A 15,372-nucleotide genomic window follows, 5' to 3' on the forward strand; every position below is an offset into this window, starting at 1 on the left:
TAAGAACAAAATTCAAAAACAACCCAAAATGAATCTGAAAATAAAATCTTTCTACGCTCTAAGTATACCCTTTTTGTTGACAGCACAAAGCGGATTTTCGCAATCTGCCAAAACAAAAGCTCTGCCTCAAATCAAAGTATCTAAAAATCAGCATTATTTTGTTACCGAAAACGAAAAACCATTTTTTTGGTTGGGTGACACAGGCTGGCTGGCATTCGGAAAACTGGACAGAGCAGGAGTAGAGAAATACTTCAAAGACAGAAAAGAAAAAGGATTCAATGTAGTTCAGATCATGGTTTTGCATAACATCAATGCCGTGAACGTTTATGGCGATGCAGCTTTAATCAATGAAGACGTATCAAAACCGTTGATTACGGCAGGAAATGATTTCAAAGACGCAAAACAATACGATTATTGGGATCACGTAGATTACACTTTAGACGTGGCTCAGAAAAACGGAATTTACGTAGCAATGGTTCCAGTTTGGGGAACCAACGTATCAAAAGGAAATAAAGTAAGCAAAGAACAGGCAACAGAATACGCTCAGTTCTTGGCCAATAGATATAAAAGCAGAACCAACGTAATCTGGTTAAACGGAGGAGATACACACGGAAACGAGTTTCAGGATATCTGGAATGCCATTGGAAATACTTTAAAAACTAATAATCCGGAGCAGTTAGTGACTTTCCACCCGTTTGGAAGAACCGACTCTTCAGAGAATTTTCACAATGCAAAATGGCTGGATTTTAATATGTTCCAATCGGGACACAGAAGATACGATCAGGATTCGATAAAAACCAATTTCAAAGAAGACAATTACAAATTCGTTCTTAGAGATTTCGAATTAAAACCAACCAAACCAACATTGGACGGAGAACCATCTTACGAAGGAATTCCACACGGACTCCACGATACTTTACAGCCAAAATGGACTGCAAGCGACATACGTCGTTACGGATATTGGTCGGTTTTATCTGGAGGAGCAGGTTATACTTACGGACACAACGCTGTAATGCAAATGTTCAGAAAAGGCGACAAACCAGCCTACGGAAATAAAGAATTATGGACATCAGCCATAAATGCGCCGGGAGCTAAACAAATGGTTTACATTAAAAAGTTAATGGAAGAATTTCCATTTTTAGAAGGAGCACCAGATGTTTCTTTAGTAGTTAACCAAGGAGAAAAATACGATTACATTCCGGCAATAAGAGGAGAAAAATATGCTTTGCTGTACACTTACAACGGAAGAATAATAGAAGTAAAACTAGGAAAAATTTCCGGAGATAAATTCGAAGCAACCTGGTACAATCCAAGAAACGGAAAGAAAACCAAAATCGGAACATTTGACAATAAAGGAACTCAAAACTTCCAGCCAGCAGGAAACAAAGAAGACGGTAATGACTGGGTTTTGATTTTGAAATCTGTTTAAAAAGTAACCCCATTTTTGTCATCCCGAGCAACGAGGGATCTCCGCAAGAAACTCTACAAAGTTGCTCAAGCATGACGAGCTACTCGCGGAGATTTCTCCTTCGTCGAAATGACAAAAATTGAGAATAAAACAACACAACAATGAAAAAATACATACTAATAATATTCTGCTTCATCACCAGTTTAGCCACATTCGCAAACGACGGCTGGATTAACATCCTAAAAGAAGGCGGAAATAACAAAGGAATCAAATGCACGCAAGCCATTCAGAATGCAATAGAAAAAGCATCTAAAAACGGTGGCGGAACCATCTTTTTTCCTGCAGGAGAATATTTGACAGGAGCTTTAACACTAAAAAGTAACATCACGATTCACTTAGATTCTGGGGCGCTTTTAAAGTTCTCTGAAAACTTCGATGATTTTTTACCGTATGTTGAAATGCGTTACGAAGGAATTGTAATGAAATCTTTCCAGCCTTTATTTTACGCAAAAGATCAGCAAAACATCACGATCACAGGAAGAGGTGTAATCGACGGACAAGGAAAAGCATGGTGGAACGAAGTGTACCGAATTGAATCTGCCAAAGGTCCAATTCCGGAAACGAAATATCAAAAAATGTGGGAAGAGCAAAACAAAGGGCTTTACACAGAACCGTATTACAAAAGAACCGTTGATAAGAAATTTTTCAGACCTTCTTTTTTTCAGGCATACAACTGCAAAAACATTTTGATTGAAGGCGTTACATTTCAAAATTCACCTTTTTGGACGATTAATCCAGAATTCTGCGATAACGTTACTGTAACCGGAATCTCGATTTTTAATCCGCATTCGCCAAATACAGACGGGATTAATCCTTCTTCTTGCACCAATGTTCACATTTCAAATTGTCATATAAGCGTTGGAGACGACTGCATTACAATCAAATCGGGAAGAGACGGCGACGGGCGTAAATACGGAAAAGCAACCGAAAATGTTACCATCACAAACTGCACCATGTTAAGCGGTCACGGTGGAGTTGTAATCGGAAGCGAAATGTCGGGCGGAATCAAAAAAATTACCATTTCAAACTGCGTTTTTGACGGAACAGATCGTGGAATCCGTATCAAATCGGCTCGTGGAAGAGGCGGAGTGGTAGAAGATATTCGTGTCGATAATATCGTCATGAAAAACATCAAAGAAGAAGCCATCGTATTAAGTCTTTTCTACGACAAAGGCACTACAGTCGAGCCAGTAACCGAGAAAACGCCGATTTTCAGAAACATTCACATGAGCAATATCACGGCTTCAAACGTAAACAAAGCCGGACAGATTTTAGGAATTACAGAAATGCCGATTCAAAACATTACGTTCTCCAACATCAACATGGACGGAAAAGAGGGTTTTACCGTAAATACGGCGACAGATGTTGAATTTCATGATGTAAAAGTAAACGCGACAGTTGGTTCATCTTTCAAAATTTCAGATTCAAAAAATGTTATTTTAGACAACGTTGGTTCGTTAACTGCCATAAAAGGAGTTCCGGTGATCAAATTAGATAACGTTTCAAATACATTAATCAACAATAATTTTCCATTCAATGAAACCGATATTTTTATCGAAGCCGATGGAAAAGAAACCAAAAATATTTTCCTGAAAAACAATGTTTTTAATAATGTGAAAACAGCGATTAAAAAAGGCACTTCTTTAGATAAAAGAGTAATTACAGAATAATATGTTCGCTCTCCTGCAAGGTTTTCAAAACCTTGTAGGTGTTAAAATAAGTTATTAGATAAATTTTAGAAGCAGAAACAAAAGGCATTTTTGCAAACATAGTCCCGCTTTCCGTTACAATCTTTTTTGTCTCGTTAAAGAAACGATACAAAAAAGGATTTCCACTGCAATCGGGGCTAAAGAGAAAGATTAGGCTTTTTTGGAATTAAAATTAGTACGCGTATCCTGCAAGGTTTTCGAAACCTTGTAGGTATTAAAGTTTAACATCAATGAAAAAACATACCTACAAGGTTTCGAAAACCTTGCAGGAAAGAAAAAAGATGAAGAAAATATTTATAGTCATAATAATTGCAGTTTGCACGCTCAGCTATTCTCAAAAGAAGAAAGAAATCTATCTTTTTACGTCGTTTAGAGAACCAGCAACAGAAGGTTTATATCTGGGGTACAGCGAAGACGGTTACCATTGGAAAGGCTTAGAAGGATCGTTTCTAAAACCAGAAATCGGAGCCAGTAAAATAATGCGTGATCCGTCAATCACAAAAGGAGCAGACGGAACCTATCACATGGTTTGGACAACCGACTGGAAAGGCGGAAACGGTTTCGGCTACGCGAGTTCAAAAGACTTAATTCACTGGTCAGAACAGCAATACATTCCCGTAATGAAAAACGAACCCGAAGTGGTAAACGTTTGGGCGCCCGAAATTTTTTATGATGATGTAAAAAAAGAATACATTGTTATCTGGGCATCGACTATTCCGTTCCGATTTCCAAAAGGGGCTGAAGAGGAGAAAAACAACCACAGAATGTATTATGTAACGACAAAGGATTTTAAAACCTTTTCAGATACAAAATTGTACTACGATCCAGGCTTCAGTGTAATTGACTGTGTGATCGTAAAAAAAGCAAAAAAAGATTATGTTTTGGTTTTAAAAGACAATACAAGACCAATGCGAAACATAAAAGTAGCTTTCGGAAAATCGCCTTTAGGTCCGTTTGAGAAAAGTTCAGAACCTTTAACCGAATATTTATCAGAAGGCCCGACGGTGGTAAAAGTGGGTAAAAATTGGCTGTTGTATTATGACAATTACGGTTCAAAAAATTATAAAGCATTAAGTACTCCAGATTTTGTTCATTTTAAAGATGTTTCATCCAAAATAAGTCTTCCGGAAGGTCACAAACACGGAACGATTACAACAATTTCTAGCGAAGTTTTAAAAGGATTAATTGATAGGAAATAAGTTAAAGCCATAGATTACACGGATTAAAATGATTTTTTTCAAATCTGTGAGAATCTGTTTAATCTGTGGCAAAAAATAAAAAAAAAATGATTGCTTTCCAAAACATAAAAACCAACATCATCACCGCTTCTGCAATTCTTATGACTTGCACAGCGGTCAATGCACAAAACGATACCGTGCGTTATGTTGGCAAAACACTTTCAAACATCGATTACCATCACGGACAGTTAAGCCTGGCAGTTGGAGTTCACGCGACGCAGATTATGCGTGCGAGCCGTGAACATCCCGAAAAAGCAGACGGATTCGGATGGACATACAATCACCAGCCAATGATGGCGTATTGGAACAACACCTTTTATCTGCATTATTTGAGCGATCCTTCGGGCGAACATATTCCGCCGAGCCAGACTTTATTAATGACTTCAAAAGACGGTGTTACCTGGACAAAACCAGAAGTAATTTTTCCGATTTACAGAATTCCTGACGGATGGAAAAAAGAAGGAGTTGAAGGCGTTGCCAAAAACCTGGATGCGATTATGCATCAGAGAATGGGCTTTTATACGTCAAAAGACAAACGACTTTTTGCCTTAGCGTATTACGGAATTGCAATGGATGAAAAAGACGATCCGAACGACGGTAAAGGAATTGGGCGTGTCATTCGCGAAATTAAAAAAGATGGAAGTTTCGGCGAAATTTATTTCATCAGATACAATAAAACATGGGACAAATCGAAATCGAAATTCCCTTTTTATACCAAATCAAAAGACAAAGGTTTGAAAAAAGCTTGCGAAGAAATTCTGTCTGAACCTTTAGTTTTACAGCAATGGGTTGAAGAAGCTGACCGTGACGATGAGTTAATTCCGCTTCAAAAACCTTATAAAGCTTTCAGTTATTACCATTTGCCAAACGGAAATGTGGTTGGATTATGGAAACACGCTTTAACCTCAATCAGTCGTGACGGCGGAAAATCATGGGATTATATGCCGTTGCGTGCGCCAGGATTTGTAAACAGCAATGCTAAAATCTGGGGACAAAAAGCATCTGACAATCGATATGCAACGCTTTATAATCCGTCAGAATATCGCTGGCCTTTGGCAATTTCAACGAGTGACGATGGACTGAATTACAAAGATTTATTATTGGTTCACGGCGAAGTAAGTCCGATGCGATATGGTGGAAATTACAAATCAGCCGGCCCGCAATACGTTCGCGGAATTACAGAAAAAAACGGAACTCCGCCAGACGGAAAAATCTGGGTTGGTTACAGCATGAACAAAGAAGATATTTGGGTGGCTTCGATTCCCGTTCCGGTAACTTCAATTGTCACAGAAAATGTAAACGATGTTTTTAATACTTTACCTGATGGAGAAGAATTGAAGTTTTGGAACACTTACGATCTTTCGTGGGCATCAACTAAAATCGAAAAGAAAGACGACGGAAAAAAATGGCTGACTTTAAGAGATCAGGATTATTTTGATTATTCACGTGCCGAAAGAGTAATTCCTTTTGCCTCAAAAATGGAAGCTGTTTTCACAGTTAAACCAGAACAGAACAATCATGGTTTATTACAAGTTGAATTTCAGAACAAACAAGGTATGCCTTCGGTACGATTGACTTTTGACTCAGACGGTCAGATTAAAGTGAAAACTGGAGCTCGTTCTAATGGAGTTGGAAAATACGAAGCCAACAAAACGTACAAAATAACGGTTAAATTAGACGCTAAAAACCGTTCATACACGATAAAAGTAAACGACGAAAAAGAATCAACAAAGATATTCTACGCGCCAACTGACGGATTTGAAAGAATCATGTTCCGAACAGGAGAACAGAGATTTACTCCAAATGCAGACACAGCGCCAGACACAGACGATTACGACGATCTGCCTCAAACTGGAAAATTAATCCCTGAAGCAGTTTTCAATATCGAATCTTTGGTTACGAAAAAGTTATAGAACGCGGATGACGCGGATTTACTTCGTAAAGACGCGGATAAAAACGGAATTTTTTATTTAAAAAGAAGAAAAAATCTGCGAAAATCCGCGTCTTCGCGATAGCGAATCCGCGTCATCAGCGTTCAAAAATCTCAACAATAAGAAATGAAGAATTTCAAAAACATATTAATTACCTTTTGTCTTTTAGTAACCCTAGTTTCTAAAGGTCAAATTCTGCCTGTGCATCTCACAACAGAAATGGCTGAAAATCCTTTAGCAGTTGTTCAGAATCAGCCAAGATTAGGTTGGAAATTAGTTTCAAAAGAATCTGACGCCTCGCAAATTGCCTATTTGATTTTAGTGGCTTCTTCCGAAGAAAAACTAAACAATGACGACGGAGATATCTGGAATACAGGACGAGTAAATTCAGATAAAAACCTTCATATTGTTTATAACGGAAAACCATTAAAAAACGAAACCAAGTATTTCTGGAAAGTCAAAGTTTGGAATCAGGAAGGAAAAGTTTCTAAATGGAGCAGAACCGCTACTTTTAGAACAGCACCTTTAGAATCCGAACTAAATCCCGTTTGGATTGGAGCCATTACCAAAGCCGACAGTCATTTTCCGGAAGGTCGAAACTTCCATAGCGCCACTTATAAAAGAGAAAAAAAAGATGCAATTATCAATGCTTCCGATTCGCTTTCAAGAAGAAGTATTATGCTTCGTAAGCCTTTTGAAGTAGAAAAACAAGTCAAAGAAGCGGTTGTTTATATTTCGGGTTTAGGACATTACGAATTGATGATCAACGGTAAAAAAGTGGGTAACAGTCAGTTTGCGCCTTTGTGGACAGATTATGACAAAACAGTGAATTACAATGTTTACGAATTAAGCGCAAAAGAATTTCAAAAAGGCGATAATGTGATTGGCGTTTTGTTAGGAAACGGAATGTACAATACACTCGCTGAACGATATACCAAATTTTTTGTAAGTTTTGGTCCGCCGACTTTATTCTTCAAAATGAAAATCAAATACAATGATGGTTCTGAAGAAATTATAAATTCAGATAAAACCTGGAAATACAGCAAAAGTCCGATTACGTACAACAGTATTTTTGGAGGAGAAGATTACAATGCCAATTTGGAACAAAAGGACTGGAATAAAAAAGGTTTTAAAGATAGAGATTGGAAAAAAGTAGTCGTTCAGGAAGCACCAAAAGGCGTTTTAAGACCGCAGACTGCAACACCAATTACGATTCAGAAACAATACGAAGTTAAAACGGCAAAAGAACTTAAACCAAATTTCTTTGTTTTTGACATGGGACAAAATCTTTCGGGATTTCCAACTATCAAAGTAAAAGGTAAAAAAGGACAAACTGTTCGCGTTTGGGTTGGAGAAAGTTTAAACGAAGACGGAACAGTTGGTCAGGGAAAATCGGGAAAACCGTATTATTACGACTACACTTTAAAAGGAAAAGATGTAGAAGAATGGACTCCAAAGTTCAGTTTTTACGGATTTCAGTTTGTTCAGATTGAAAACATCAATTACAAAGAAACAAAAGATAAAAGTCTGCCGACTCTGGTAGAATTAAAATCGAATTTCATTTACAATTCTGCTGGAGAAGCGGGAAGTTTTACGTGTTCAAATGAGCTTTTCAATAAAACGCATGAATTAATAAACAATGCTATAAAAAGTAATTTTCAGAGTGTTTTTACAGATTGTCCGCAACGTGAAAAATTAGGCTGGCTGGAAGAAATTCACTTAAATGGTCCAGGTTTGATGTTTAACTATAATCTGGAGAATTTCATTCCGGCAACCATGCAGAATATTTCAGATTCTCAGAGAGATGGTGGTCTAATCCCGTCGATTGTTCCTGAGTATATCATTTTTGGAGGCGATTTTACCGATTCACCTGAATGGGGTGTAACGGGCGTGATTCTTCCTTGGATGTATTACGAATATTACGGAGACTCTTCTTTAATCGAAAAATATTATTCGGTTATGAAAAACTATGTTGATTATTTAGAATCAAAATCTAAAAATCACATTGTTTCACACGGTTTGGGCGATTGGTACGATTACGGAACACATCCCGCAGGATATTCTAAAAACAGTCCGATTGCGCTTTCTGCAACTTCTCATTTTTATTACGGTGCGAGTCTGGTGGCTAAATCAGCTAAATTATTAGGTAAAACAGAAGATATTGAGAAATACGAAACTTTGACTGCTGAGATTAAAACGGCTTTTAATAATGAGTTTTTTAACGCAGAAACCAAACAATACGGAACAGGAAGTCAGTTTAGTAATGCTGTTCCGATTTTTATGAATATTGTTGAGCCACAATATAAAGAAGCGGTAATGCAGAATTTATTGGCAGACATCAAAGAAAAAGGGGATCGTTTAACAACGGGAGATGTTGGAAATCGCTATTTATTTCAGGCTTTGGCACGAAATGGCGAAAACGAAACGATGTTCAAAATGAACAATCATTACGATGCGCCGGGTTACGGTTTTCAGATTAAATATGGCGTAACGACTTTGACGGAACAATGGGATCCGAGAAAAGGAAATTCGTATAACCATTTTATGATGGGACAAATCGAAGAATGGTTTTACCAAAGTTTAGCGGGAATTGTAGCCGATCCCGAAAAACCGGGATTCAAACATTTCTTTATTCAGCCGGAAGTGGTTGGCGATATGACTTTCGCAAAAGCGGATTATCAATCGGTTTATGGAAAAATTGTTTCATCTTGGGAAAAGAAAGACGGCAAATTTATTCTGAGTGTTCAGATTCCGGTAAATACGACAGCGACAATAAAACTGCCAGTTTCTAAAAGCTCTGAAATAAAAATTGATGATAGAAAGGTTCGAGTTGGTAATGATGGAATAAAACCAGTTTTAGAATTAGGTTCAGGAAAATATATAATAGAATGCAAATTATAGAACGCGGATGACGCGGATTTACTTCGTAAAGACGCAGATAAAAACGGATTTTTTTATTTAAAAGAGTAAAAAAATCCGTGAAAATCCGCGTCTTCGCGATAGCGAATCCGTGTCATCCGCGTACAAATTCACAACAATGAAAAAAATAAAATACATCTTCTTAGTTTCCATTTTTGCTTTGACAATCGCCAATGCACAGACTTCTGATACCAATTTTAGAAAACCGGTTTCAGAAACGCTTAAGAAAATTGAAACTGTTTTTAACGTTACGATCAACGACGACCGAGGTTTATTAAAAGGAAAAGAACTTGACTATGCCGACTGGAGAATTGAACCTGGAAATCTGCCACTTTCGCTGACTAATATTTTGGCACCGTTCGAATTGATGTATTTTAAGCAACCCGATGGAACCTACATCATACGCAAGTATGAAAACCATAAAGTCTCAGTCGATAAAGGAAAAGAACGCTTGTTTTACTTAGAAAACCTTTATTCGACGAAAGAACAATGGGAAAAACGCAAAACGGAGTTAAAAGCTTGTATGATCACATCATTTGGATTAGAAAAGGCTCCCCCAATGCCTAAATCTAAGCCACTTTTAACTCCAAAAAGAATTTACAGAGATTATAGCGTCGAGAATATAGCTTTAGAAATTCTGCCGGGTGTTTACGCCACAGGATCGATTTATAAACCGTATCCGTTAAACAAAAAAGCAGCAGTTATTATAACTCCAGACGGACATTTTGGCGATGGAAGATATAGAAAAGATGAGCAATACAGATGTGCGATGATGGCTAAAATGGGAGCAATCGTTGTTGGTTATGACTTATTTGCATGGGGAGAATCGTTATTACAGTTTCCAGAAGAAACGCACAGAAACAGCATTGCATCGACAGTTCAGTTGCTGACAGGAATTCGTTTACTGGATTATTTGGCAACGGTTAAAAATGCTGATATGACAAGAGTCGGCGTTACAGGTGGTTCGGGCGGAGGATCGCATACGATGTTTTTAGCAGCGATTGATGAAAGAGTAAAAGTTTCGGCGCCTGTTGTAATGGTTTCGTCTCACTTTTCTGGCGGATGTCCGTGCGAAAGCGGACGCGGAATTCACCTTTGCGGAAACGGAACAAACAATGCCGAAATCTCAGCTATGATGGCTCCAAAACCGCAATTGATTGTTTCGGATGGAAAAGATTGGACACTGGCAGTTCCGGAATTGGAGTTTCCGTTTATTCAGAGAACTTATGAATTATACGGGAAAAAAGATTTGGTGGAAAATGCTCATTTTGCAAAAGAAGGACATGATTTCGGAATCTCGAAACGTATGGCTTTATATCCTTTTATGGCGAAATATCTAAATTTAGATTTGAAAAAAGTTCAAAACGAAAAAGGTGAAATCGACGAATCGACTTGTGTAATAGAACCGAAAGAAAAGTTGTTTGTTTTTGGAGATAAAGGAGAAAAACTTCCTGCAAATGCACTGAAAGACATCAACAAATTATATGAAATGTTCGGAGAGAAAAATCTGAAAGTTTACGAGGTTAAGAAATAAAATTAGTTGCCACGACCCGAGCGATAGCGAACAGGTGAAGCAATTTCACAAATTATACTAATTTTTTTATGCCACAGATTAAAGGATTTCCATAGATTATGCAGATAAAAAAAATCATTTTAATCTATGGCAGAAAATTAGAGAAATTGAAATAAAAATTAAAAAAGAAATTAGTGCAATTCGTGGCGAAAAAAAATATAAATATGAATCTAAAAATTAAAATAACCGCAATCTGTTTAGGGATTTTTTCCTTTGCATCAGCGCAAAGCGATTTAAAACTTTGGTACGATAAGCCAGCATCAATCTGGAACGAGGCCTTACCATTAGGAAATGGACGTTTAGGCGCGATGGTTTTTGGCGATCCAGCTGTGGAACGTTTGCAATTGAACGAAGAAACAATTTGGGCGGGTTCTCCAAATAGCAATGCACATACGAAATCGATAAAAGCTTTGCCGATTGTTCGTCAGTTAATTTTTGACGGAAAATTTGATGAAGCGCAGGATTTGGCGACGCAGGATATTATGTCGCAAACCAATGACGGAATGCCGTATCAGACTTTTGGAAGCGTTTATATTTCGTTTCCGGGGCATCAAAAATATTCCAATTATTATCGAGATTTAGATATTAGCAATGCTTCCGCGAAAGTGAAGTACACCGTTAATGAAGTGGAATTTACGCGCGAAATCATAACTGCATTTTCAGATCAGGTTATTGTTGTGAAACTTTCTGCGAGCAAACCAGGACAGATTACATGTAATGTTTTTATGAACAGTCCGATTGATAAAACGTTGGCTTCGACGGAAGGTAACCAGATTATCCTTTCGGGAGTAGGAACTAATTTTGAAGGCGTAAAAGGAAAAGTAAAATTTCAAGGAAGATTAACCGCTAAAAATAAAGGTGGAGAAATCGATGCCAGTAATGGTGTTTTAAGCATCAACAAAGCCGATGAAGTAACTTTGTACATTTCGATTGCGACTAATTTTAAAAACTATCAAGATATTTCGGGAGATGAAATTGCGAAAAGTAAATCGTTTTTAGAGCAGGCTTTACCAAAAAGTTTTGACGAAATCAAAAAGTCGCATGTAGAATATTATCAAAAATTCTTCAATAGAGTTTCTTTAGATTTAGGTTCGAATGAAAATGCTAAGAAACCAACAAATGAGAGAATTAGAGATTTCTCCAAACAATTTGATCCTCAATTAGCTTCGCTATATTTTCAATTCGGACGTTATTTATTGATTTCGAGTTCACAGCCAGGCGGACAGCCAGCGAATTTACAGGGAATTTGGAACGATATGGTTACACCGCCTTGGGACAGTAAATACACAACAAACATCAACGCTGAAATGAATTACTGGCCAGCACAAGTAACCAATTTGCAGGAAATGCACGAACCGTTTTTGCAGATGGCAAAAGAGTTAAGCGTTACGGGTGCAGAAACCGCAAAAATGATGTACAATGCCAGCGGATGGGTTTTACACCACAATACCGATATTTGGCGTGTAACCGCCCCAGTCGATTCAGCGGCTTCGGGAATGTGGCCGACTGGAGGTGCTTGGGTTTGTCAGGATTTATGGGAAAGATATTTGTACACGGGAGATAAAAAATATTTATCAGAAATTTATCCGATTATGAAAGGTGCTGCCGATTTCTTTTTGGATTTCATGATTATAGATCCAAACACGGGATATTTGGTTGTTGTGCCTTCAAGTTCGCCCGAAAATACACATGCGGGAGGAACGGGAAAATCGACCATTGCTTCGGGAACAACAATGGATAATCAGCTTATTTTTGATTTGTTTACGCATGTAATTGAAGCTTCGGCTTTGGTTTCGCCAGATGCTGTTTATGTAAAAAAAGTAAGCGATGCTTTGGCAAAAATGCCTCCAATGAAAGTCGGAAAACACAGCCAGTTGCAGGAATGGCAGGACGATTGGGATAATCCGAAAGACAATCACAGACACGTTTCGCATTTGTACGGATTGTATCCGAGCAATCAGATTTCGCCAATCAAAACGCCTGAATTATTTGAGGCTGCTAAACAATCTTTAATTTACAGAACTGATGAATCGACCGGTTGGTCAATGGGATGGAAAGTGAATTTATGGGCAAGACTTTTAGATGGAAATCACGCTTATAAACTGATTCAGGATCAATTGCATTTGGTTACAGCCGATCAGAGAAAAGGCGGAGGAACGTATCCGAATATGTTAGATGCGCATCAGCCGTTTCAAATTGACGGGAATTTTGGATGTACTGCTGGAATCGCAGAAATGCTGATGCAGAGTCAGGAAGATGCGATTCAGTTATTGCCAGCATTGCCAACCGTTTGGAAAGACGGAAGTATAAAAGGTTTAGTGGCAAGAGGCGGTTTTGTAATTGATATGACTTGGAAAAATAACAAAGTTTCGACTTTAAAAATCTATTCAAAAATTGGTGGAAACTGTCGTTTAAAAGTGGAAAATACTTTGAAAGGTTCGTCAATCAAAAAAGCAAATGGTAAAAATTCAAATGCTTTATTTTATGATGTTGAAGTGAAGAAACCGATTATTTCTCACGAAGCGAATTTGAAGAAAGTGGTTCTGCCTAATTATAATGTTTATGATGTAAATATGAAAGCAGGGCAGACGTATACTTTTACAGGAATTAATTTTTAAACCATATAAGTTATATAAGAATATAGTTATTACGTCAGTTTTGTCATTCCGAGGAACGAGGAATCTCCGCGAGTAACTCCGTAAAGAGAGTCGCCAATCTTTGTCGAGCTACTTGCGGAGATTTCTCCCTACGGTCGAAATGACAAAACTATGAGGTTAATCATTGAAGACTTATATAATACCTACAAGGTTTTGGAAACCTTGCAGGAGTGGTAAAACTGAAACGTCTCTTGCGTGAGTGATGGAAGTGGAGCTCTTTTTTATGAGGCTTTTTAGCCGAATAAAAAAAGCGGGAACGGACAGCACGACCCGGAGGGGCACGCCCAAAATATTAAATTAATAGAATTAAAATGTTACGAGATTTTAAATACAAAATAATAGCGCTTTCGGTTTTAATAGCTTTAAATACAAGCTGTAAATCGGGTGTAAATCATTCACAGAAAGGAAAATCGGCTGTTTTAAAATCGGCAGATTACAAACATTATGTTGATTATTTCAACACTATGGAAGATGAGAATTTAAAATTTGCGATTCCGAATGACAGTGCTTGGGCTTGGATGGAAAAGAATATTCCGTTGTTTGAATGTCCACAGCAGAATTTTGAGGAGATTTATTATTTCAGATGGTGGAGTGTTCGCAAGCACATCAAAAAAACACCACAGGGATTTGCGATTACTGAATTTTTGGTAGATCGTTCGTATGCCGATAAATACAATATGATCAGCTGTGCTTTAGGACATCATATCAATGAATTCAGATGGGTTCATGATCCGCAGTATATTGAGCAGGATGTGAAAATTTGGTACCGAGGAAATGAGGGAAAACCGATGAACAAATTGTATAAATTCAGCAGTTGGACGGCCGATGCTTTATACAATCGTTATTTGGTGAATAAAGACGAAAAATTCTTATTGAATCTATATCCAGACATGGTTACGGATTATGCTGTTTGGGAAAAAGACCGTCAACGAAAAGATGGTTTATTTTGGCAGCATGATGTAAAAGACGGGATGGAAGAATCTTTAAGTGGCGGGCGAAAAGTGCAAAATGCAAGACCAACCATTAACAGTTATATGTATGGGAATGCTGTAGCAATTTCTAAAATGGCTGAAATGAAAGGCGATAAAGAAGCAGAAGCAAAATTTAAAGCCAAAGCCGATGTTTTACAGCAATTAGTAGAAACAAAATTGTGGAATCCTAAGAGTGAATTCTTTGAGACTTTCACAGAAAAAGATACTTTGGCGCAGGTTAGAGAAGCAATCGGGTTTATTCCATGGTATTTTAATCTTCCTGAAAAAGGAAAAGGATTTGAAAAAGCTTGGGAACAAGTAAAAGACGAAAAAGGATTTTCGGCACCATTTGGATTAACAACGGCAGAAAGAAGAAGTCCGCGTTTTAGAACTCACGGAACCGGAACCTGCGAATGGGATGGCGCTATATGGCCTTTTGCAAGTTCGCAGACTTTGACTGCAATGGCAAATGTTTTAAATGGTTACGATCAGAATTTTGTTGGAAAACCAGATTATTTTAAACAAATGGAATTATATGTTCAGTCACAATATTACAGAGGAAAACCTTATCTTGGCGAGTATTTAGACGAAACTACGGGGTATTGGTTAATGGGCGACAGAGAGAGAAGCCGTTATTACAATCATTCGACTTTTAACGATTTGATGATTACGGGAATGGTTGGTTTACGTCCGAGAGCAGATGAAAAGATTGAAGTGAATCCGTTGATTCCACAGGAAAAATGGGATTGGTTTTGTTTGGATAATGTTTTATATCACGGTAATATTATTACGATTCTTTGGGATAAAACCGGAGAAAAATATAAAAAAGGAAAAGGATTTAGAATTTATAAAAACGGAAAAGAGATTGCGTTTTCTGAGAAATTGGAAAGGGTGATTTCGGAGTAG

At 37.7% G+C, this 15,372-nt stretch carries 8 protein-coding genes; all 8 read left to right on the forward strand.

Annotated elements, in window-relative coordinates; genetic code table 11:
* Positions 1–28 precede the first annotated feature (28 nt).
* The gene (locus ABD859_RS23445) at positions 29–1,429 is read left to right on the forward strand and encodes a glycoside hydrolase family 140 protein (protein ID WP_345147257.1); all 1,401 of its coding nucleotides are present in this window, start codon (positions 29–31) and stop codon (positions 1,427–1,429) included.
* A gap of 140 nt (positions 1,430–1,569) precedes the next feature.
* Positions 1,570–3,138: a glycoside hydrolase family 28 protein gene (locus ABD859_RS23450; protein ID WP_345147259.1), complete on the forward strand. Its 1,569-nt coding sequence runs from the start codon at positions 1,570–1,572 to the stop codon at positions 3,136–3,138.
* Between the two features lie 269 nt (positions 3,139–3,407).
* Positions 3,408–4,376: a glycoside hydrolase family 43 protein gene (locus ABD859_RS23455; RefSeq protein ID WP_345147260.1), complete on the forward strand. Its 969-nt coding sequence runs from the start codon at positions 3,408–3,410 to the stop codon at positions 4,374–4,376.
* An 86-nt stretch (positions 4,377–4,462) separates the two neighbouring features.
* Positions 4,463–6,328, forward strand: a complete 1,866-nt coding sequence (locus tag ABD859_RS23460; RefSeq protein WP_345147261.1) for a six-hairpin glycosidase — start codon at positions 4,463–4,465, stop codon at positions 6,326–6,328.
* Between the two features lie 144 nt (positions 6,329–6,472).
* Positions 6,473–9,247, forward strand: a complete 2,775-nt coding sequence (locus ABD859_RS23465) for a glycoside hydrolase family 78 protein (protein ID WP_345147262.1) — start codon at positions 6,473–6,475, stop codon at positions 9,245–9,247.
* 136 nt (positions 9,248–9,383) lie between these two features.
* Positions 9,384–10,799 carry an acetylxylan esterase gene (locus ABD859_RS23470; protein ID WP_345147264.1) on the forward strand — a complete coding sequence of 472 codons (1,416 nt, stop codon included), beginning with the start codon at positions 9,384–9,386 and terminating at the stop codon, positions 10,797–10,799.
* A gap of 203 nt (positions 10,800–11,002) precedes the next feature.
* Positions 11,003–13,456: a glycoside hydrolase family 95 protein gene (locus ABD859_RS23475; protein ID WP_345147266.1), complete on the forward strand. Its 2,454-nt coding sequence runs from the start codon at positions 11,003–11,005 to the stop codon at positions 13,454–13,456.
* A 350-nt stretch (positions 13,457–13,806) separates the two neighbouring features.
* The gene (locus ABD859_RS23480) at positions 13,807–15,372 is read left to right on the forward strand and encodes an MGH1-like glycoside hydrolase domain-containing protein (protein ID WP_345147268.1); all 1,566 of its coding nucleotides are present in this window, start codon (positions 13,807–13,809) and stop codon (positions 15,370–15,372) included.

Origin of the sequence: Flavobacterium ginsengiterrae, from assembly GCF_039539785.1 — a bacterium.
Taxonomy (GTDB): domain Bacteria; phylum Bacteroidota; class Bacteroidia; order Flavobacteriales; family Flavobacteriaceae; genus Flavobacterium; species Flavobacterium ginsengiterrae.

Excerpts from the sequence above, each read along its gene's own strand:
- ABD859_RS23445 (WP_345147257.1), top strand. The coding sequence starts at position 29 with ATGAATCTGAAAATAAAATCTTTCTACGCTCTAAGTATACCCTTTTTG.
- ABD859_RS23450 (WP_345147259.1), top strand. The coding sequence starts at position 1,570 with ATGAAAAAATACATACTAATAATATTCTGCTTCATCACCAGTTTAGCC.
- ABD859_RS23455 (WP_345147260.1), top strand. The coding sequence starts at position 3,408 with ATGAAAAAACATACCTACAAGGTTTCGAAAACCTTGCAGGAAAGAAAA.
- ABD859_RS23460 (WP_345147261.1), top strand. The coding sequence starts at position 4,463 with ATGATTGCTTTCCAAAACATAAAAACCAACATCATCACCGCTTCTGCA.
- ABD859_RS23465 (WP_345147262.1), top strand. The coding sequence starts at position 6,473 with ATGAAGAATTTCAAAAACATATTAATTACCTTTTGTCTTTTAGTAACC.
- ABD859_RS23470 (WP_345147264.1), top strand. The coding sequence starts at position 9,384 with ATGAAAAAAATAAAATACATCTTCTTAGTTTCCATTTTTGCTTTGACA.
- ABD859_RS23475 (WP_345147266.1), top strand. The coding sequence starts at position 11,003 with ATGAATCTAAAAATTAAAATAACCGCAATCTGTTTAGGGATTTTTTCC.
- ABD859_RS23480 (WP_345147268.1), top strand. The coding sequence starts at position 13,807 with ATGTTACGAGATTTTAAATACAAAATAATAGCGCTTTCGGTTTTAATA.